This window comes from Nocardioides eburneus (genome assembly GCF_040838215.1).
GTDB lineage: Bacteria > Actinomycetota > Actinomycetes > Propionibacteriales > Nocardioidaceae > Nocardioides > Nocardioides eburneus.
Window position 1 is genome coordinate 69,300 of record NZ_JBFPJR010000003.1, and the last position, 18,543, is coordinate 87,842.

An 18,543-nucleotide genomic window follows, 5' to 3' on the forward strand; every position below is an offset into this window, starting at 1 on the left:
GGTCCTCGGTCAGTCCTCGTCCGGGAGCGGCGTGACCAGCCCCGGCCGATCGGCGATGACGACCTTGCCGGCCTCGAGGTCGACGACCGGGACGAGCGCCTTGACGAACGGCACGAGCGCGTCGCGCCGATCGGGAGTGCGGATCGTGAGGAGGTCCTGCGCGCCGCCGTGCACGAGGGACGAGACGGTGCCGAGCTCGCGGCCGTCCTCGTCGTACGCCGCCAGCCCGATCAGCTGGTGGTCGTAGTACTCGTCCGGGTCCTCCGGGCTCTCGTCGGCCGGGACGTCGGCGTAGAGCAGCGTGCCGCGGGCGGCCTCGGCCTCGTTGCGGTCGGCGATCTCCTCGAAGGCGACCAGCAGGGTCTGCTGGTGCCAGCGAGCGTCCTCCACGGTCAGCTCGGAGGCGGCGCCGGTCGACTCCTTGGGCGACCCCTTCGGCGGCTGCGCGCGCAGGACGACCCCCGGCGCGAAGCGGCGCTCGGGCTCGTCGGTGCGCACGTCCACCGTCACGAAACCCCGCACTCCGTGCGGCTTGCCGATGCGGCCGACCAGGACCTCGATGGACTCCACGGGCAGAAGGTTAGGGGGTCGAGGACCGCGGCTCCCCATCGCGACGACACAACAGCAGAACGGGCGCCACCCCGTGAGGGGTGACGCCCGTCCGTTGCTCTGCCGTCAGCGGCTCCGGTCTACGTCCACGAAGTGTCCGATCCTTCGTGGACGGACCTTCGCCTAGCGGCTCCGGTCTACGTCCACGAAGTCGATCCGCGCGCCACCCTTGCCGGCGAGGGCGCTGATGACCGTGCGGAACGCGGTGGCGGTGCGGCCACCGCGACCGATGACCTTGCCGAGGTCGTCGGGGTGGACCCGGACCTCGAGGACCGAGCCCCGACGGAGCTGCTTGTCGCGCACGACCACGTCGTCCGGGTGGTCGACGACCCCGCGGACGAGGTGTTCGAGAGCCTCGGCCAGCATGCTCAGTTGTCCGCCTGCGTCGGGTCGCTCGCGGGCTTCTCGGCGGCCTCCGCGGCCTCGGCCTCAGCCGTCGCACCCTCGGGGGTCTCGACGTCCGGGGTCGGGGCGGGCTCCTCGGCCTTGGGCTCGGCCTTCTTGGCGGACTTCTTGGTCACGGCCTCGCCGTCGGCGGAGCTGTGGGCCTCGGCGAGCGCCTTGTTGAAGAGCTCGAGCTTGTCAGGCTTGGGGGCCGCGGTCTTCAGCGTGCCCTCGGCGCCCGGGAGGCCCTTGAACTTCTGCCAGTCGCCGGTGACCTTGAGGATCGCCTCGACGGCCTCGGACGGCTGGGCACCGACGCCGAGCCAGTACTGGGCGCGCTCGGAGACGACGGAGATGAAGGACGGGTCCTCCTTGGGGTGGTACTTCCCGATCTCCTCGATCACCTTGCCGTCGCGCTTCTTGCGGGAGTCGACGACGACGATGCGGTACTGCGGCACCCGGATCTTGCCCAGGCGCTTCAAGCGGATCTTGACAGCCACGTGTGTGGAATTCCTTCGGAATCGAATTGGGGTGAACAGGCGCGCCGGCGTGGGGAAAGCACCCGAGGCGACTCTTCGATGGGCACTGCTCGCCCGGTGAGAGGGTCCGATGCGCGCAGGACTCGACGTCCAAGTCTGCCAGAACCGCGTGACCTCGTGAAATCCGGGCAGCCATGCGATGCCGCGCCGTGCCAGCACGGCCCCGAGGGCAACCAGCCGCGCACCTCGCGCGTCTCCCCGATGTGACCATTCTCGAGGAAACCACCGCCCGGCCCGTCGCGCCGCCGATCACGCCACCGAGCCGGCCGAGGGTGAGCCAGCGGCATCCGTGGCTGTACCCGGCCGCCGTACGCATCCATCGGACCCGGCGCCGGCTGCGGTGGCTGCTGTCCGACGCCGACTGGGCCAGGACCCGGTCGGCCGAGGACCTCCCGGTCCGGCTTATGCGCCACGGCTCGCTCCTCCTCCGTCGGCTCGAGGGCGCCGAGATGCAGCTGCAGCACAACAAGGTGGTCAACCTGCGCCTCGCCAGCCGCCAGGTCGACACCCTCCTCATCCGTCCGGGCGAGACGTTCAGCTTCAACCGGGTGGTCGGCAACTGCACCCGCCGCAAGGGGTACGTCGAGGGGATGCGCCTCTCCAACGGCGCGGCGATCAGCGGCGTCGGCGGCGGGATCTGCCAGCTCGCCAACCTGCTCCACTGGATGTTCCTGCACAGCCCGCTGACGATCGTGGAGCGCTCGGAGCACAGCTTCGACCCGTTCCCTGACAGCAAGCGGGTGCTGCCGTGGGGCGTGGGCTGCTCGATCGTCTACAACTACGTCGACCTCGTCGTCCGCAACGACACCGCGACGACCTTCCAGCTGAGGGTCCGCGTCGGCGACAAGCACCTCAAGGGCGAGCTGCGTGCCGACCGGCCCACCGACGTGTCCTACACGGTCGAGGCGCGCGGCGAGGAGTTCGTGCGCGCCCCTGGCGGGGACGTCTACCGCCGCAACGAGATCTGGCGCACGCGCATCGACAAGCGGACGGGTCGGCGGATCGACGAGGAGTGCGTCAAGCGCAACTGTGCGCTGGTGAAGTACGTCCCGCCCGAGGAGCGCATCCGCGACCTGTGACCGGCCACCGCCCACGCCCATGCTGCGGCGTCACATGCATAGCCTCGTGGGCGCCGTCGACCGACGACGCCCACGAGGTGAGTGGTCAGCGAGCGGTGTAGCCGCCGTCGATCGGGAGGTTGACGCCCGTCACCCAGTCCGCCTCGTCGGAGGCGAGGTAGAGGACGCCGTACGCGACATCGACCGGGCGGCCCAGGCGCCGCAGCGACTGGTTCCCGGTCATGTGCGCTTCGTACGCCGGCAGCCCGCCCGGGAAGTCGCGGGCGATCCCCTCGACGAGCGGCGTCAGCACCGTGCTCGGGTGTACGGAGTTCACCCGGATGTTGTGCTTCCCGTAGGTGGCGGCGTCCTGCCGGGTCTGCATCGCGACCGCGCCCTTGGCCACGTGGTAGGCGGTGAACTCGTCGTTGCCGATCATCCCGTAGATCGACGAGTAGTTGACGATGCTGCCCTTCCCGCGACTGATCAGGTGCGGGATCACGTGCTTGGTGCAGAAGAAGACGCCCTTCACGTCCACGGCGAAGAGCGCGTCCCACTCCTCCTCGGCGAGCTCGTGGGTCGGCTTGTCCACCCCGATGATCCCGGCGCAGTTGACCAGGATGTCCAGACCTCCGAAGGCCTCCGCGGCCGCGTCGACGACGTTCTTGACCTCCTGCTCCCGAGACACGTCGAGCGGCCAGAACTCCGCTGTACCACCCCCGGCGTGGATGGCCGCGACAGTCTCCTTGCCCCGCGCCTCGTCGAGGTCGGTCACCGCGACCTTCGCTCCCTCGGCGGCGAAGAGCTCCGCCGTGGCGCGTCCCATGCCCATGGCCGCACCGGTGATCAGTGCGACCTTGTCGTCCAAGCGTCCCATCGCCGCTTCAGGCCTTCACCGGCTGGTGGGCGAGGAACGAGCGGTAGCCGTCGGCCTCCACCTGGCGGCAGAACTGCTGGTAGACCTGGCCGCCGCCCATATAGACCTGGAACTCCTCGGGCTTGCCGGGGAGGTTGTCCCCCAGGAACCAGGCCTTCGCCTTCTTGCCCTCGGAGTACATCACGGTCGCCTTTCCGGCCCGCTCGGTCTCCTCCATCCACCACGTCTCGGACTCGGGGGTCGCCTCCAGGAAGGGGACGTCGTTGTCACGTGCCCATTGGATGGCGCGCTGCAGCCATTGGGCGCCGAGCTGGATCGGCACCGGCAGATTGGAGTACGGCGTCTGCGGGCCGAGCGACATGAAGAAGTTCGGGAACCCGTGGGCGTTGATGCCGAGATTCGACTTCAGGCCCTCCTCGAGCCACTTCTCACGCAGCGTGCGGCCGCCACGCCCGACGATGTCGATCTTGGTCAGCGTGCCGGTCATGGCGTCGAAGCCGGTGGCGAAGATCAGCACGTCCAGCTCGTACTCCGTGTCACCGACGACGACGCCCTTCTCCGTGATCCGGCTGATCGGCTCGGAGGCGGTGTCGACCAGGTGCACGTGCGGCAGGTTGAACGATGCGTAGTAGTTGTGGCCGGTGGGGACACGCTTGCCGTTGAAGGAGTAGGTCGTCGGCGAGAGCATGTCCGCCACCGCCTGGTCCTCGACGATCTCGTGGATCTTCTTGCGGATGAAGGCGGAGGCCAGCTCGCTGGCCTCGTGGTTGGTCGCCAGGTCGGTGAAGCACTCGTTGGCGAAGTGGAAGCCGCCCTCGTTCCACTTGCTCTCGAAGATCCGGTCGCGCTCCTCCGGTGACACCTCCAGGGTGCTGTGCGTCGCCGGCTCCATCGCCACGCCGAACGGGTGGTTCGCAGCCTTCTCATAGATCTCGTCGTAGTGGTCGCGCAGGTAGGCCATGTCCTCGGCCGTCACGGGGTCGTTCGTGGTCTCGACCACGAAGTTCGGGGTGCGTTGGAAGACGAAGAAGTCGCCGGCCACCTTCGCGACCTCGGGAACGACCTGGATGCCGGACGCGCCGAGACCGATCAGGCCGACCCGCTTGCCGGCGAGGTCGACGCCTTCGCGAGGCCACATCGAGGAGTGGTACTTCTGCCCTCGGAAGCCATCGATGCCGTCGATGTCGGGGAAGATCGCCTGCGAGAGCACGCCCATGCCACTGATCAAGTACGTCGTGGTCAGCGAGGAGCCGTCCTGGAAGTGGACGGTCCACAGGTTGCGCTCCTCGTCGTAGACCGCGCGCTCGACGCGAGTGCTGAGCCGGATGTCCTTGCGCAGGTCGAGGCGGTCGGCGACGAAGTTGAGGTATTCGAGCACCTCGGCCCCCGCGGGGTATCGCTCCGACCAGGCCCACTCCTCACGTACCTCCTTCGAGAAGGAGAAGGAGTAGTAGCTGTACTCGCTGTCGGTGCGGACGCCCGGATAGCGGTTCACCCACCAGGTGCCGCCGATGCCGTCCTCGCCGTCGACGACGAGCGTGCGCAGGCCGATCTCCCGCATGTGGTGCAGCATCGCGAGGCCGGAGAAGCCCGCGCCGATGACGAGGGCGTCGTAGTCAGTCTGAGTGGTCATTGGTTCGTCGGTCCTTTCAACCGTGATGACGGAGTTGCCGGCGGGCCGGTGGTACGGCGGCCGGGAGGCCCGCTCGGGGCGGGGTACGTCGGGAAGGGCGGTGCCGCGGCTCAGCGGCCGGCGCGGTACCACGCCGCCATGGCGGCGATCTCGTCGTCGGCGCGCGCGAGCCGCCCCGCCTGGAACGGGAAGACGTGCTGCATGCCATGGCCGACCGAGAAGGTGACATCGACGTCGGCCTTGGTCGCGAGTTCCACGAGGCGCTCGGAGTCCTCGAACAGCGACTCCGTGTCGGCGGCGCAGACGTAGAGCCGCGGGAAGCCGTCGTACTCCGCATAGAGCGGGTTGACGTAGGGGTCGGTCGGGCTCGCTCCTCCGCTCAGATAGCGGCTGATGTTGCCCGCCAGCCCCTCGCGGGTGATGAGGAAGTCGGTCGCGTCGTTCGTCTCGATGGTCGCGCCGGTGTTCTCCATGTTCAGCCAGGGCGACATCGTGAGCACCCCGCCAGGGAGCGGCTTCCCGTCGCGCCGGAGCGTGAGCACCATGGCGATCGCGAGGTTGCCACCGGCGCTGTCCCCCACGAAGGAGACGTCGGCGGGCGCGATCCCACCAGCCAGCAGCGCGTCGTACACGGCCAGGCCGTCCTCGATCTGCGCCGGGAACGGGAACTCAGGTGCGAGCCGGAAGTCGACGACGAAGGCGTGCGCGCCGCAGGCCTTCGCGAGGTGCCCCGCGAGCTTCCGGTGGCTGGCGGACGAACCGAGCGCGAACCCGCCGCCGTGCATCACGACCATCATCTGCGCGGGGTCGGCGTCGAGCGGTGTGACCAGGATGCCTGGGACGCCGCCGACGGACGTGCTCGCGTACGTGACGCCCTCGGGCTCGCTGGTCGCACGCTGCCAGTCCTCGAACACCCACCGCATCAGCTGCAGCGACATCTCGGGGTTGGCCTCGAACTCGACCGTCCACTCGGCGTAGATCTCCCCGAGTGGATCAGTGGGGCGGGGTTGGGACATAGGTGCTCCTCGTCATGGGCCGTTGCTGTGACGTCGGGCGGGAGGACCCGACATCCGCAGCATGTCCAGCGCTGACGGCGCGCTGCGGCCGCTGTCACAAAATGAGTCACCGGCGTCTCACTGTGACTCGCATCACGCGGTCGCCATCGCGGCAGCCTTCATCCGGGGCACGGGTTCGGGACCGTCTCCACACCGGCCCGAACGACCGGGTCTCTCGGGAGCAACAGCGATCGATGGCGATCAACGAGGAGAAAATCCATGCGAACCAAGAAGCGGCTCCTGGCGGCGGCGACCGCGGCCACCGCGACGGCCCTGGGTCTCAGCGCCTGCAGCGGTGGCCTCTCGACCACTGCCGCCGGGACGTCGTCCGGCGGTGACGGCGGCTCCCCGTGGCCCACCGTCAAGGTCGGCGGCGTCGGCATCCAGAGCGACATCCAGGACATCAGCAAGTTCTGCGGCACGAAGCCGATCAAGGTCGGCTACGCCGACGGGAACGACAACAACACCTGGCGCAAGGCGACGATCGCCCTCTTCCGCGCCGAGGCTGCGAAGTGCCCGAACATCACCCAGGTCGTCGTCACCGACGCCCAGAACAACTCCCAGAAAGCGATCTCCGACATCAACTCGATGGTCGCCCAGGGCGTCGACGTGATCGTGACCTTCGCCGACGCCGGCCAGGCGTTGCTCCCGACCATCCAGAAGGCGACGGCCGCGGGCGTGGCAGTGGTGCCGATCGTGTCCGGGATCGGCGGCACCCCAGGCAAGGACTACGTCGACTTCGTCTCCGAGGACGTCAACACCTACGGCAAGAACCTCGCCGACTGGACCATCAAGACGATGCACGACAAGGGCAACCTCGTGATGCTCGGCGGCGTCGCCGGCAGCGCCTACTCGCAGGCGGTCTACGACGGCGTGAAGCAGGCCGTCGCCCAGCACCCGGGCGTGAAGCTGCTGAACACGGACGGCTACATCGCCACCGACTGGGACGTCAGCAAGACGCAGCAGGTCATGGCCGGCCTGATCACGAAGTACGGCAAGATCGACGGCATCGTCTCCGACTTCGGCGGGGGCTCGGTCGGCGGCATCCGGGCGTTCATCGCGGCCAACAAGCCGCTCCCTGTGTGGTCCGCGAACGACTCCAACGAGTTCGCCTGCCTCTGGTACCAATACCACAAGCGGTACCCCACCTATCAGATCGCGACCGAGTCGTCGCGCAACTGGGTGGTCCTGGCCGCCCTCCACAAGGGCCTTGCCGCCTACAACGGCATCGAGAACGACGAGCCGTCGACGTACAACCTCCAGATCATCGAGGACTCGACGAACCCGAAGATGATGCCCACGTGCGACAAGTCCCTGCCCTCTGACGCGATCCTCTCCTCCGGCCTCAGCGTCAAGGAGATCAAGGCGCTCTACAAGCAGTAGGCCACGCACCGGGACCGCTGCACCGAGCGGTCCCCTCCCTGCCCTCCCTTCGGGCCGGGGCAACCCACCGTCCCTCCGCACCGGGCGAGATCGCCGTGCGGCTATCTGAGGAGTCCCCATGAACCGACTCGATGGCAAGGTCGCCATCGTCACCGGAGCTTCGCGCGGCATCGGCCACGCGATCGTCGACGCACTGGCCGCCGAGGGCGCGCGCGTCGTCGCGACCAGCCGCGCGGCGGTCGACGGCTCGTTCCCCACTGGGGTCGAGTACGAATGCCTCGACGTGGCCAGCGAGGCCGACTGGCAGCGCGTCGTCGCGGGCGTCGTGGCACGCCACGGGCGGGTGGACGTGTTGGTCAACAACGCCGGAATCATCGCCTACGAGACCGTCCACGACCTCACGTCGGAGGACTGGAACAAGGTGGTCGCTGTCAACCAGACCGGCACCTGGCTCGGCATGCGGGAGGCGATCCCGCACATGATCGCGCAGGGAGGCGGAAGCATCATCAACGTCTCCTCGATCTGGGGCAGTGCGGCCGTCGCCGGCGCGCACGCCTACCACGCCACGAAGGGCGCCGTACGCAACATGTCGAAGAGCGCCGCGGTCAGCTACGCGAAGGAACGGGTGCGCGTGAACTCCGTCCACCCCGGATTCATCCGTACACCGCTGACCGAGGCGCAGGCGCCGGAGGTCAACGAGTACGTCATCTCACAGACGCCCATGGGCCGCGCCGGCAACCCCGACGAGATTGCTGCCGGCGTCGTCTTCCTCGCCTCCGACGAGTCCAGCTTCGTCACCGGCTCGGAGCTTGTCATCGACGGCGGCTACCTCGCGCAGTAGGCGCCCCACCCGAACTGCAGGAGACCGACGTGACCAACTTCGACCTCAGCCGACCCGACTCCCGGGTCCGGCTTCACGAGCAGGGCCGCAGCCCAGCCACCGACCCCGATCCAGACCCGCGACCGACCGTGCTGGCGATGGAGGGCATCGGCAAGTCCTTCCCCGGTGTCCGCGCCCTCGATGGCGTCAGCTTCGACGTGCGTGCCGGCGAGGTCCACGCGCTGGTCGGCGAGAACGGCGCCGGCAAGTCCACGCTCATGGCTGTCGCCTCGGGCGCGCTCGCCGCCGACGAGGGCACCATCCGGATCGGCGACGCCGAGCTCACCCACCCACATCCAGAGATGGCCCGCAGCCTCGGTCTCGGGATCGTCCGTCAACATCCGGCGCTGCTGCCCGACCTCACTGTGGCCGAGAACATGGCCCTCGGTGTCGGCTATCAGCGCGTCGGTGGCCTCGGCCGCGCCGTCCGCTGGGCCCAACAGACGCTCGACCCGTGGGAGATGGGGATCAGCGCCCGGGCGCGGGTCGCCGACCTCTCGATGGAGCGGCGCTTCATCGTCGAGATCGCCAAGGCGCTCGCCCTTGCGCCGCGGGTGCTGATCCTCGACGAACCGACCGAGCATCTCAACGTCGACGAGGTCCAGCGGCTCTTCGACCGTGTACGCCAGACCATCGCCGACGGCGCCGGGGTGGTCTACATCTCGCACCGCATCCCGGAGGTCAAGCAGATCGCCGACCGCATCACGGTCCTCCGTGACGGCCAGACCCGGGGCACCTTCGACGCCGACACCGTCGATGAGGAGCGGATCGTCGAGCGTGTGGTCGGCCGGAAGCTCGAGACCGTCTTCCCACCGAAGAGCACCGTGCCCTCGGCCCGCGAGCGACTCGTGGTCACCGGTCTCTCCGGCCCTGGCTTCCAGGACATATCCCTTGCCGTACGCGCCGGCGAGATCGTCGGCCTCGCCGGCGTCCAGGGCAACGGTCAGGCGGACCTGATCCGCGCCCTCGCCGGCCTCGCTCCGACCTCGGGAAGCGTCGAGGTCGACGGCCGGGCCGTCCGCGGCGGCAACGCCGCGGCGGCCGGCGCCGGCGTCGTGTACGTCCCAGCGGACCGGCACGGCGAAGGCGTCTTCCTGCCGCTCCCGGTCAGCGAGAACATCGTCGCCCGGACGCTCCACAAGGTCTCGAGCCTCGGCATGGTCCGCGACGACCGCGTCAAGGCGGCCGCGGAGGCGCAGATCCGGGGGCTGGCGATCAAGACGCCGAGCGCGGCGGCGCCGATCAGCGCCCTGTCGGGCGGCAACCAGCAGAAGGCGGTGATGGCGCGCACCCTGCTGTCCGAACCGAAGGTCCTCCTCGCGGAGGAGCCGACCCAGGGCGTCGATGCCGGCGCGCGCGTCGACATCTACACGATCCTGCGAGACGCGGCCGACGCAGGCGCCGCGGTCGTCGTGCTGTCGTCCGACGGTGTCGAGCTCGAGGGCCTCTGCGACCGCGTCCTGATCATGTCGCGGGGGACGATCGTCAGTGAGCTCACCGGCGATGGTGTCACCGAGGAGGCCATCGCCCGCGCGGCCCTCACCTCCACCACCCTGCGTGCCCAGGCAGACCCCGCCCGGGCGCGGCGAGGAGGTCTGCGCGGCTGGCTCGCTGGCGACCAGCCGCCCGCAGCGGTCCTCCTGGCCGTCGTGGCCGCGCTGGGCCTCGCCGTCGGGCTCCACAACAGCGACTACCTCGGCGCGTTCAACATCAACAACCTGCTCTTCCTCGTCGCACCTCTGCTCTTCGTCGGCATGGCCCAGCAGGTCGTCGTCCTGGGCGCCGGCTTCGACCTCTCGGTCGGGCCGTTGATGGGCTTCCTCGTCGTCATCGCGTCGTTCTGGATCGTCGACGGAGGCAACCTCTTCCTCGGCCTGGCGTTGATGGCTCTCGGCGCGATCGGCGTCGGCGTGATCAACGGAGCGCTCGTCACCTGGTGCGGGGTCAATCCCGTCGTCGCGACGCTCACCGTCTACATGGCGCTGCAGGGCATCTACCTCTCGCTGCGCGCAACGCCCGGCGGCATCATCTTCCCGTCCGTCGCGGACGACATCCGGGCCCACTTCGGCGCCGTGCCGCTCGTCACCGTGATCGCGGTCGCCGTCGCCCTGCTCCTTGAGCTCGCCCTCCGGCGCACACGCTGGGGAGTGGAGCTCCGCGCGCTCGGCTCCGAGCCGGAGGCAGCGGAGCGCCTCGGCGTGAACATCCGGCTCGTGCGGTTCTCGTCGTACGTCGTCTGCTCGGTGCTCGTCCTCCCAGCCAGCATCATCATGATGGCCCAGATCGGGATCGGCGACGGGCGCCCCGGAGTCAGCTACACGTTGAGCTCTGTCACCGTGGTCGTACTCGCCGGTGCCAGCATCTTCGGCGGACGAGGGTCGTTCCTCGGCATCATCGCCGCCGCTGTGCTGGCGCAGCAGCTGGTCAACATCTCGCCCTTCCTCAACCTCTCGCCATCGTGGGGCTACTGGCTCCCCGGTCTGATCACCGTCGCGGCCGCCGTGCTGTACGCCCGGTTGCGCCGGACCCGCAGAACCGGGGCCGCGGCATGAGCACCCGTCGTCGCACGTCGCCCGCCCATCAGGGAGTAAGCATGAACACCTTCGACGCCGGCGCGGCATGGCGCCGCCTCCTGTCCGGAAGCTGGGTCGGCATCGTGATCGCCACGATCGCGCTGTTCGTCCTCAGCCCGGCCATCGCCCCCGGCAGCCTCGGCTCAGCCCCGTTGCTCAGCATGCTGCCCTTCGCGGCAGTGCTCGCCATGGCGGCTGCCGGGCAGACCCTGGTCGTCCAGCAACGGGGGCTCGATCTCTCCGTGCCCGGGATGCTGGCCCTGGCCGCGGCGCTGTCCACCTGCCTCGTGCAGTACCACGGCTGGCCGGCGTGGCTCGCCGTCGTCGTCGCTCTCATCGCGCCGAGCCTCATCGGTCTTCTCAACGGCGCTCTGGTCGCCGTCGCCGGGGTCACGCCCCTCGTCGTGACGCTCGGGATGAACGCGGTGCTGCTCGGTACGGTCCTGAAGGTCTCCAACGGCTCACCGGCGACGGCGCCGCACGGATTGAGCCAGTTCTCGGTCGACCGCACCCTCGGCGTCCCCAACACGCTGATCATCGCCGTCGTGATGCTGGCCATCGGCGGGCTGGTGACGAAGCGGTCGGCCGTCGGCCGCCGCCTCACCTACATAGGGGTCAGCGTCCCGACCGCGTCAGCCCTCGGCATCCGCGTCCGGCTCTACCAGGTGCTCTCCTACGGCTTCGCCGGGCTCGCGTACGGCGCCGCCGGTGTCCTCCTCGCCGGTTATACCCAGACCCCGGGACTCTTCATCGGCGACTCCTACCTGCTGCCGACCGTCGCCGCCGTCGTGCTCGGTGGTACCGCGATGACCGGCGGCGTCGCCAGCATCCTCGCCAGCGGCGTCAGCGCGCTCTTCCTCACCCAGCTCGGCCAGCTCCTGCGCTCGCTGGGCTGGACGGACGCACAGCAGCTCATCGCCCAGGCGGTGGTGCTCGCCGCGGTCGTCCTGCTGCGCGAGGCCACTCCAGTCCTCCGTCGACGGTGGGCCGCGCGACGCCGCGCCGTCGCGCCGGCCATGACCTGAGCGCCCTGCGACGACCTAGGACGACTGTGGGCCGGAGCGGCATCCGCTCCGGCCCACCTCGCAGGAAAGACGACTCGTGGTGCTCAGGCTCAGGCGTCGGAGAGCTTGTAGGCCTTCATCTTGCGATAGATCGTGGCGCGGGACAGACCCAGGATGGCCGCCGCCCGGGAACGGTTCCCCTCGGCCTCGCGCAAGGCCCGCGAGATGGCCTCCAACTCGGCGCGCTCGATCATCGTGAGCGAGCGCGAGCCCTGGATCCGATCGGGCAGGTCGCCGGGGAGAACATAGCCGCGCTTGCCTGCCAGGGCGAGACCCTCGACCACGTTGTGCAGCTCCTTGAGGTTGCGTGGCCAGGTGTAGCCGGTCAGGAGGTCGAGGGTCTCCGAGCGTGGCTCCAGGCCGACGCCGGGCATGACCTGGTCGGCGAAGTACCGCCACAGAGCGGCGAGGTCACCGGGTCGCTCGCGCAGGGCCGGCACCCAGACGTGCGAGGCACCGAGCCGGACGGAGAGCTCCTCGGCCAGCTCGGGTGACTTCAGCGTCGCGGTGAGCATGACCGGTCCTCGCGGCACCACCTTCTCCAGCAGACCGCCGAGGGCTTCGGTCGCGGGGTCGTCCAGTGCATCGATCCCCTTGATGACGACAGGTGTCCCGCCCTGGAGCCGCTCCGCCACGCTCCGCAGCCAGCGCCGGTTGCCGACCAGCGTGCGCTCCACCGTGTCGATGACCAGGTTCGTTCCCGGCCCGGACGCGCCCGGGCGGAACGGCAGCCCAAGGGCAAGCGAGGTCTTGCCGGCCCCGGCCTCGCCCGCGATGACGACCGGCCGGGACGTCTCGCGACGGCGCGCGACCGCGTTGAGCGCGGTCATCCAGTCCGGCGCACGCCCGATCAGCTGCGGGCGGGCCGGACCCAGCGCCGTCGAGGTCGTCGTACGCCCGCGCTGGAGCGAGGCGATGGCCCCCGCCCCGCCCTCGACCGGCGACAGCCGAACCTCGGTCGGGCCGGCCGAGAGCTCGACCATGAACCGTCCGCCGCCGCTCTGTTGCGCACTGAGCTCGCCTAGTGTCATGACGTCCGCGCTGGAGAGACGGCCCGCGGCCTGGCTCTGCATCACCAGGCCCTGGGGACCGAAGCCCACGACGGCGCCAGGGTGGCTACGCGACGCGTCGAGGAACGCTTGGAACATCGCCCGAGCCTGCGGGGACGCGGCATCGAGCAGGTGCTGCTCCAGCTGGGCAGCCACCGTGGTGACCATGGGACGCAGCAGTGCGCGGCCATCGATGAGTCCGCAGGACAGCGTGACCACGGCGACGATCTTCCGGGTCAGCGGATGACGCACCGGCGTCCCGGTGCAGACCGCATCGCTGTACATGTCCGCATAGTGCTCGGCGCCGGTGATCTGGACGCTCTGGCCCGTCGCGAGCACCGTGCCGACGCCGTTCGTGCCGACGACCGCCTCGTCGAGGACCGCTCCGCGATCCGTGCCAACCATCTCGAAGTGGCGGGCCGCCGTGCGGTCTCCCGTCCACCGGCCGAGGATGCGCCCTTGGGCGTCGGCCAGGAGAAGTCCGACGCCGGTGCCGGCGAGTTCCGCGGAGAGGCGCGACATCGGCGCCTGGAAGAGGTCCAGCAGGTGGCTGTCGAGCAGGTCCTCGGCGACGTACGGTACGTCGCGGACGTTCGCGGGCACGCCGAGCGCATCGCGGGACCGCTCCCACGAGCGGAGAAGCCCCGGGGCGACACCGACCCTGCCGGTCTCGCCGGAGAGCCACTCGGCCTTGAGCTCTTGGACGTGTGGGGTGTCGAAACGAACCGACATCTGGCTCACCTCTCCGCCGGGCCGACGAACATCTGGCACCGACTCATGAGTGCGATGTCTATCACACCGGCGCAATGCCATCACCGTCTTCTCGTATTACGCGATCAAATTTTGACGTCCGCCAGATCGCCCTCGGACACCTCCGCTCCGCGCCCTTCCCCGGCCATTCCGGTGCGCTGGAGGTACTCCCTCACGGCAAGCCGACCCGCGTCGGCGATGTGGTGCTCGCAGGCACCGCGGGCAGCGACCGGGTCGCGCTCGACCGCCGCGGCCTTGACGATCCGACAGAACTCGGCGTATGAGATCCGAGCCCGCTCGTCGTCGACGAAGGCGTACCGCCGGAGGACCTGGATGCGCGCGTGGATCCGGCCGAGCTCCTCGGCGAGGACCGCGTTGCCGGCGCCCTCAAGGAGCAGGCTGTAGAAGCGTTCGTTGGTCTCCTCACGCGTCTTGACGGTGCCTCGCAGGTAGGACGTCTCCATGTCGACCAGCAGGTCGCGCAGCGCGGTGGCGACCTCGTCAGGAGCGTGGCGCGCGAAGAGCTCGCCAACCAGTCCTTCCAGGGCGCGCCGCACGTCGTAGATAGCACCGATGTCCTGCGGAGTGAGGACGGTGACCATGGGACCGCGGTTCGCGACGACGGTCACCAGGCGCTCGGACTCGAGCTGACGGAGGGCCTCGCGGACAACGGTCCGGGAGACGCCGTACGCCTCGCAGAGGCTGCTCTCCCGCAGTGGCTGCCCCGGCTGGTAGACGCCTTCCAGGATGTCCTCCCGCAGCAGGCGGGTGACCTGCTGGCGCAGGGGCGCGGCGTGCCGCGTGAGTCTCGGGGTGGTCATGGCGATCTCCTCGATCTTCGACTGTCTCAATTCGATCCACACCGTCGCGTGGAGCACATCCACTGCCTAGCGTATTACGAGATGACGATCATCCACGTCGCGCTGCCGACCAAGCAGCCCGTGTCGTACACCACGCACCGAACCTTCGAGGAGACGCTTCTCATGACCATGCTCGCCACCCCTCCGTCCACGGTCAGAGTCCGCAACGGGGAGGTCCCCGTCGGCCTCTACATCGACGGAGCCTGGCTGCCCGCCTCGCGGACCTTCCCGGTGATGAATCCTGCCAGCGGTGCGACGATCGCGGAGGTCGCCGACGGCACCGTGGCGCAGGCCGTCGCGGCGCTCGACGCGGCGGTCGCCGTCCAGGGCTCTTGGCGCGACGTGCTTCCGCGCGAGCGCGCCGACCTCTTCCATCGTGCACACCGGCTGCTCGTCGAGCGCGCCGAGCAGATCATCGAGACGATGACGCTGGAGAGTGGCAAGCCGCTCAGCGAGGCCCGCGGCGAATTCCAGCTCTCCGTCGACTTCTTCCTCTGGTACGCCGAGCAGATCGCCCACCTCCATGGCACCTACGCCCACGGCTCGCGTGGCGCCTACCGGATCGTGACGACTCACCAGCCCGTAGGCCCATGCCTCCTGATCACGCCGTGGAACTTCCCGCTCCTCATGATCGCCCGCAAGGCCGGCGCCGCGCTCGCAGCCGGCTGCCCGGTCGTGGTCAAGTCCGCGAAGGAGACGCCGTTGACCTGTGCGCTCTTCGTGGAGGTTCTTCACGACGCCGGCTTCCCGGCGGGCGTGGTGAACCTGGTGCACACCACCAGCTCCTCGAAGGTCTCCGAGACACTGATGGCCGACGCCCGCCTGCGCAAGGTCAGCTTCACCGGCTCCACCGGCGTCGGCAGTACCCTGCTCAGCCAGGCGGCGCCGAACATCACCAACGCCTCGATGGAGCTCGGTGGCGACGGGCCCTTCCTCGTCCTCGAGGATGCCGACCTCGACCTGGCCGCCGAGCAGGCGATCGTCTGCAAGTTCCGCAACGCCGGTCAGGCCTGCGTCGCCGCCAACCGCATCATCGTCGCGCGCGGGGTCGCCGACGAGTTCACCCGGAAATTCGTCGCGCTCACGGAGAGTCTGAAGGTGGGCGACGGCTTCGATCCGTCCACCGAGGTGGGGCCGATCATCTCCGCCCAGCAGCGGGACACGGTCAAGGAGCTCGTCGACCGCTTCGCCGGCATCGACGCCACCCTTCTGGCAGGGGGGCACGAGATCCAGGGCGGCGGCTACTTCTTCGAGCCGACGGTCTTCTCCGTCAACGACCGTGACAATGACCTGTGCCACCAGGAGCTCTTCGCACCGATCGCGACGATCTACACCGTCGACTCGGTCGCCGAGGCCGTGGACGTGGCCAACGACACGACCTACGGGCTCGCAGCGTACGTCTTCACCCGCGACCTCTCCCGGGCCATCGCCGTCAGTGAGCGCCTCGACTTCGGCATGGTCGGCGTCAACCGCGGCATCATGGCCGACCCGGCGGCCGCATTCGGCGGCATCAAGGCCTCCGGACTGGGTCGCGAGGGTGGCCACGACGCCATCTACGAGTTCCTCGAGCCGAAGTACCTCGCGATCACCGTGGACGAGACGGAGGTGGCCCTGTGACCTCCCTGTCCGCCATCGGCTCGCTCGGTATCCTGCGGCAGCCGAAGACCGTCCTCTTCGGTCCGGGCGAGCGGCGCCACCTCCCCCACCTCGTCGCCGGGATCGCCCGCCACCTCCTCGTGGTGACCGACGCCCGCATGGCCGACGCCAGCGAGTTCAAGGAGATCGTCTCGGCCATCGAGGAGCGCGGCGTCCGGGTGTCGGTGTTCGCCGAAGCCGAGCCCGACCTGCCCCGCGAGAACGTGGTGACGGTCGCCGACCGCTTCGGCTCGGTCGGCGTCGACGCGATCCTAGGCATCGGCGGCGGCTCGTGCATGGACCTCGCCAAGGTCGTCGCGGTCGTCCTGGCGCACGGCACCGACGTCCGCGACTACTACGGCGAGTTCCTGGTTCCCGGCCCTGGCATCCCGGTGATCACGGTGCCGACCACCGCCGGGACCGGTGCCGAGGTCACCTGCATCTCGGTCGTCTTCGACCGCGAGAAGGGCATGAAGGTGGGGGTGGCCAGCCCCTACCTGGAGGCACACACCGCCGTCATCGACCCGGAGTTGACCGTGTCGTGCCCGCCGGCGCTCACCGCAGCCACCGCGGCCGACGCGCTCACGCACCTGGTCGAGACCTACACCGACAAGGTCAAGGAGGTGACGCCCGACTACCTCGACGCCCACCTCTACGTCGGCAAGAACCCGCTGACGGACATCTTCTGCCGCAACGGGCTGACCCTCCTGAACACCTCGCTGGAGCGGGTCGTCGCCGATCCGAGCGACATTGAAGCCCGCTCGGCGACCATGCTCGCCGCCTACAACGCTGGCATGGCGATCAACACCGCCGGGACGGCGGCCGCGCACGCCATCCAGTCGCCGATCGGCGCGCTCACCCACACCTCGCACGGTTTCGGCGTGGGCGCACTGCTGCCGTACGTCATGCGCTACAATCTGCCGACGCGCGTCACGGAGTTCGCCGAGATCGGTCTGTTGCTCGGCGCTGCAGACCCCTCGGAGGCCCCGCTCGACCAGGCCCGCGCCGGCATCCTTCGGATCGAGTCGCTGCTGAGGACCGTGGGCTGCCCGCTGGACCTACGGACCCTGGGCCTGGAGCCAACGGACTTCTCCTACGTCGCCGACCAGGCGATGCTCGCCACCCGTCTCACGGCCAACAACCCCCGAGAGCTCACCAAGGGCTCGATCGTCTCCATCCTCGAGCGCGGGTATGCCGCCGACCTCGGCTGGTGGGAGCTGTGACCGCCCCGGTCGAGCCGGTCCGTGAGGCCGCGCCGCTCGCCGTCGTCGGAGCCGGCTCGATCGGGGTCGCGTTTGCGATCGTCTTCGCTCGCAGCGGGCGCGAGGTGCGGGTCTGGGACCCGTTCCCCGACGCGTTGGAGCGTGCCCGGCAGGAGCTCGCCGAGCGGCTCGCGTTGCTCGCCCGGCACGGCCTGGTCGAGGAGGGGCCCGAGACGGTCGCGTCACGGGTCAGCTTCGTCGCGGATCTCGTCGAGGCGGTCGCGGAGGTCGTGCTCGTGCAGGAATGCGCGCCGGAGCTCGTCGATGTCAAGAAGGATCTCCTCGGGAAGATCGCCGACCACGCCCCCGCAGCGGTGCTGGCGAGCTCCAGCTCGGCCATCGGCCCTAGCGCCATCGGGGCCGGGCTCCCTGACCGTGTCCGGGAGCGTCTGCTCGTGGGGCACCCCGGCAACCCGCCGTACCTGCTGCCGGTGGTCGAGGTCGTGCCGTCGTCCGCCACGGCGGAGTGGGCCACGGCCCGGGCACGGGCGACGTACGCCGACGCGGGGCTGCGACCGGTGACGGTCTCGCACGAGCCGGAGGGGTTCGTGTTCAACCGCCTCCAAGGCGCCATCCTGCGCGAGGCGTACTGTCTCGTCCGCGACGGCGTCGCCACGGTCGGGGAGATCGACGAGGTCGTCCGCAGCGGGCTGGGGCGCCGGTGGAGCTTCATCGGCCCGTTCGAGACCGTCGACCTGAACACCCGAGGCGGCCTCGCCTCACACGCCGAGAAGATGGGCCCGGCGTACGCCCGCATGGGCGTCGAACGCGGTCAGGACGACCCCTGGACGCCGGACCTCGTGGCGAGCGCCGTGGCGCAACGCCGTGCGGCGCTGCCGCTTGAGGAGTGGGCGGACCGGGTGCGATGGCGCGACGAGCAGCTGATGCGCCTCACGCCACTGTGGGAGGAGGCGCGCACCACGTCGTGAGGC

General features: G+C 69.6%; 16 protein-coding genes. 8 read left to right on the plus strand and 8 right to left on the minus strand.

The window, feature by feature from the left end; all coding sequences use genetic code 11:
• Nucleotides 1-9 precede the first annotated feature (9 nt).
• The 3 genes from rimM to rpsP form a co-directional block, all read right to left on the minus strand.
• Entirely contained in the window at nucleotides 10-570 is a 561-nt protein-coding gene (rimM, locus tag AB3X52_RS02340; protein ID WP_367991139.1) for a ribosome maturation factor RimM, read from the minus strand.
• Nucleotides 571-732: 162 nt separating this feature from the next.
• Nucleotides 733-975, minus strand: a complete 243-nt coding sequence (locus AB3X52_RS02345) for an RNA-binding protein (RefSeq protein ID WP_367991141.1) — start codon at nucleotides 973-975, stop codon at nucleotides 733-735.
• A gap of 2 nt (nucleotides 976-977) precedes the next feature.
• Nucleotides 978-1,493 carry a 30S ribosomal protein S16 gene (gene rpsP, locus AB3X52_RS02350; protein WP_367991143.1) on the minus strand — a complete coding sequence of 172 codons (516 nt, stop codon included), beginning with the start codon at nucleotides 1,491-1,493 and terminating at the stop codon, nucleotides 978-980.
• A 311-nt stretch (nucleotides 1,494-1,804) separates the two neighbouring features.
• Here rpsP and AB3X52_RS02355 point away from each other — a divergent pair, with 311 nt between their 5' ends.
• Entirely contained in the window at nucleotides 1,805-2,611 is an 807-nt protein-coding gene (locus AB3X52_RS02355; protein ID WP_367991145.1) for a VanW family protein, read from the plus strand.
• 85 nt (nucleotides 2,612-2,696) lie between these two features.
• On the opposite strand, the gene AB3X52_RS02360 is transcribed toward AB3X52_RS02355, so the two are convergent.
• The 3 genes from AB3X52_RS02360 to AB3X52_RS02370 all read right to left on the minus strand — a co-directional run bounded on the left by AB3X52_RS02360 (nucleotide 2,697) and on the right by AB3X52_RS02370 (nucleotide 6,116).
• Entirely contained in the window at nucleotides 2,697-3,467 is a 771-nt protein-coding gene (locus AB3X52_RS02360) for an SDR family NAD(P)-dependent oxidoreductase (RefSeq protein WP_367991147.1), read from the minus strand.
• Between the two features lie 7 nt (nucleotides 3,468-3,474).
• On the minus strand, nucleotides 3,475-5,100 hold the full coding sequence (locus AB3X52_RS02365; protein WP_367991149.1) for a flavin-containing monooxygenase: 1,626 nt from the start codon (nucleotides 5,098-5,100) through the stop codon (nucleotides 3,475-3,477).
• A gap of 110 nt (nucleotides 5,101-5,210) precedes the next feature.
• Entirely contained in the window at nucleotides 5,211-6,116 is a 906-nt protein-coding gene (locus tag AB3X52_RS02370; RefSeq protein WP_367991151.1) for an alpha/beta hydrolase, read from the minus strand.
• A 258-nt stretch (nucleotides 6,117-6,374) separates the two neighbouring features.
• Here AB3X52_RS02370 and AB3X52_RS02375 point away from each other — a divergent pair, with 258 nt between their 5' ends.
• The 4 genes from AB3X52_RS02375 to AB3X52_RS02390 all read left to right on the plus strand — a co-directional run bounded on the left by AB3X52_RS02375 (nucleotide 6,375) and on the right by AB3X52_RS02390 (nucleotide 12,016).
• Complete coding sequence (locus AB3X52_RS02375; RefSeq protein ID WP_367991153.1) at nucleotides 6,375-7,538, plus strand: substrate-binding domain-containing protein; 1,164 nt, start codon at nucleotides 6,375-6,377, stop codon at nucleotides 7,536-7,538.
• Nucleotides 7,539-7,656: 118 nt separating this feature from the next.
• Nucleotides 7,657-8,379, plus strand: coding sequence for an SDR family NAD(P)-dependent oxidoreductase (locus AB3X52_RS02380; RefSeq protein ID WP_367991155.1), 723 nt, complete (start codon nucleotides 7,657-7,659; stop codon nucleotides 8,377-8,379).
• Between the two features lie 29 nt (nucleotides 8,380-8,408).
• Nucleotides 8,409-10,970, plus strand: coding sequence for an ATP-binding cassette domain-containing protein (locus tag AB3X52_RS02385; protein ID WP_367991157.1), 2,562 nt, complete (start codon nucleotides 8,409-8,411; stop codon nucleotides 10,968-10,970).
• A gap of 41 nt (nucleotides 10,971-11,011) precedes the next feature.
• A complete protein-coding gene (locus tag AB3X52_RS02390; protein WP_367991159.1) occupies nucleotides 11,012-12,016 on the plus strand; it encodes an ABC transporter permease in 1,005 nt (334 codons plus the stop codon).
• Between the two features lie 89 nt (nucleotides 12,017-12,105).
• Here AB3X52_RS02390 and AB3X52_RS02395 read toward each other — a convergent pair whose 3' ends face one another.
• Both AB3X52_RS02395 and AB3X52_RS02400 read right to left on the minus strand, forming a co-directional pair.
• Nucleotides 12,106-13,836, minus strand: a complete 1,731-nt coding sequence (locus AB3X52_RS02395) for a sigma-54-dependent Fis family transcriptional regulator (protein ID WP_367991161.1) — start codon at nucleotides 13,834-13,836, stop codon at nucleotides 12,106-12,108.
• Nucleotides 13,837-13,940: 104 nt separating this feature from the next.
• A complete protein-coding gene (locus AB3X52_RS02400) occupies nucleotides 13,941-14,675 on the minus strand; it encodes a GntR family transcriptional regulator (protein WP_367991163.1) in 735 nt (244 codons plus the stop codon).
• Nucleotides 14,676-14,756: 81 nt separating this feature from the next.
• Here AB3X52_RS02400 and AB3X52_RS02405 point away from each other — a divergent pair, with 81 nt between their 5' ends.
• The 3 genes from AB3X52_RS02405 to AB3X52_RS02415 are packed head-to-tail and all read left to right on the plus strand — an operon-like array spanning nucleotide 14,757 to nucleotide 18,540.
• Nucleotides 14,757-16,331 carry an NAD-dependent succinate-semialdehyde dehydrogenase gene (locus AB3X52_RS02405; protein WP_367991165.1) on the plus strand — a complete coding sequence of 525 codons (1,575 nt, stop codon included), beginning with the start codon at nucleotides 14,757-14,759 and terminating at the stop codon, nucleotides 16,329-16,331.
• Nucleotides 16,328-17,572, plus strand: coding sequence for an iron-containing alcohol dehydrogenase (locus AB3X52_RS02410; protein ID WP_367991167.1), 1,245 nt, complete (start codon nucleotides 16,328-16,330; stop codon nucleotides 17,570-17,572). The genes AB3X52_RS02405 and AB3X52_RS02410 overlap by 4 nt, the downstream gene beginning before the upstream one ends.
• Entirely contained in the window at nucleotides 17,569-18,540 is a 972-nt protein-coding gene (locus tag AB3X52_RS02415; protein WP_367991169.1) for a 3-hydroxyacyl-CoA dehydrogenase, read from the plus strand. Before AB3X52_RS02410 ends, AB3X52_RS02415 begins: the two co-directional genes overlap by 4 nt.
• Nucleotides 18,541-18,543: the final 3 nt, after the last annotated feature.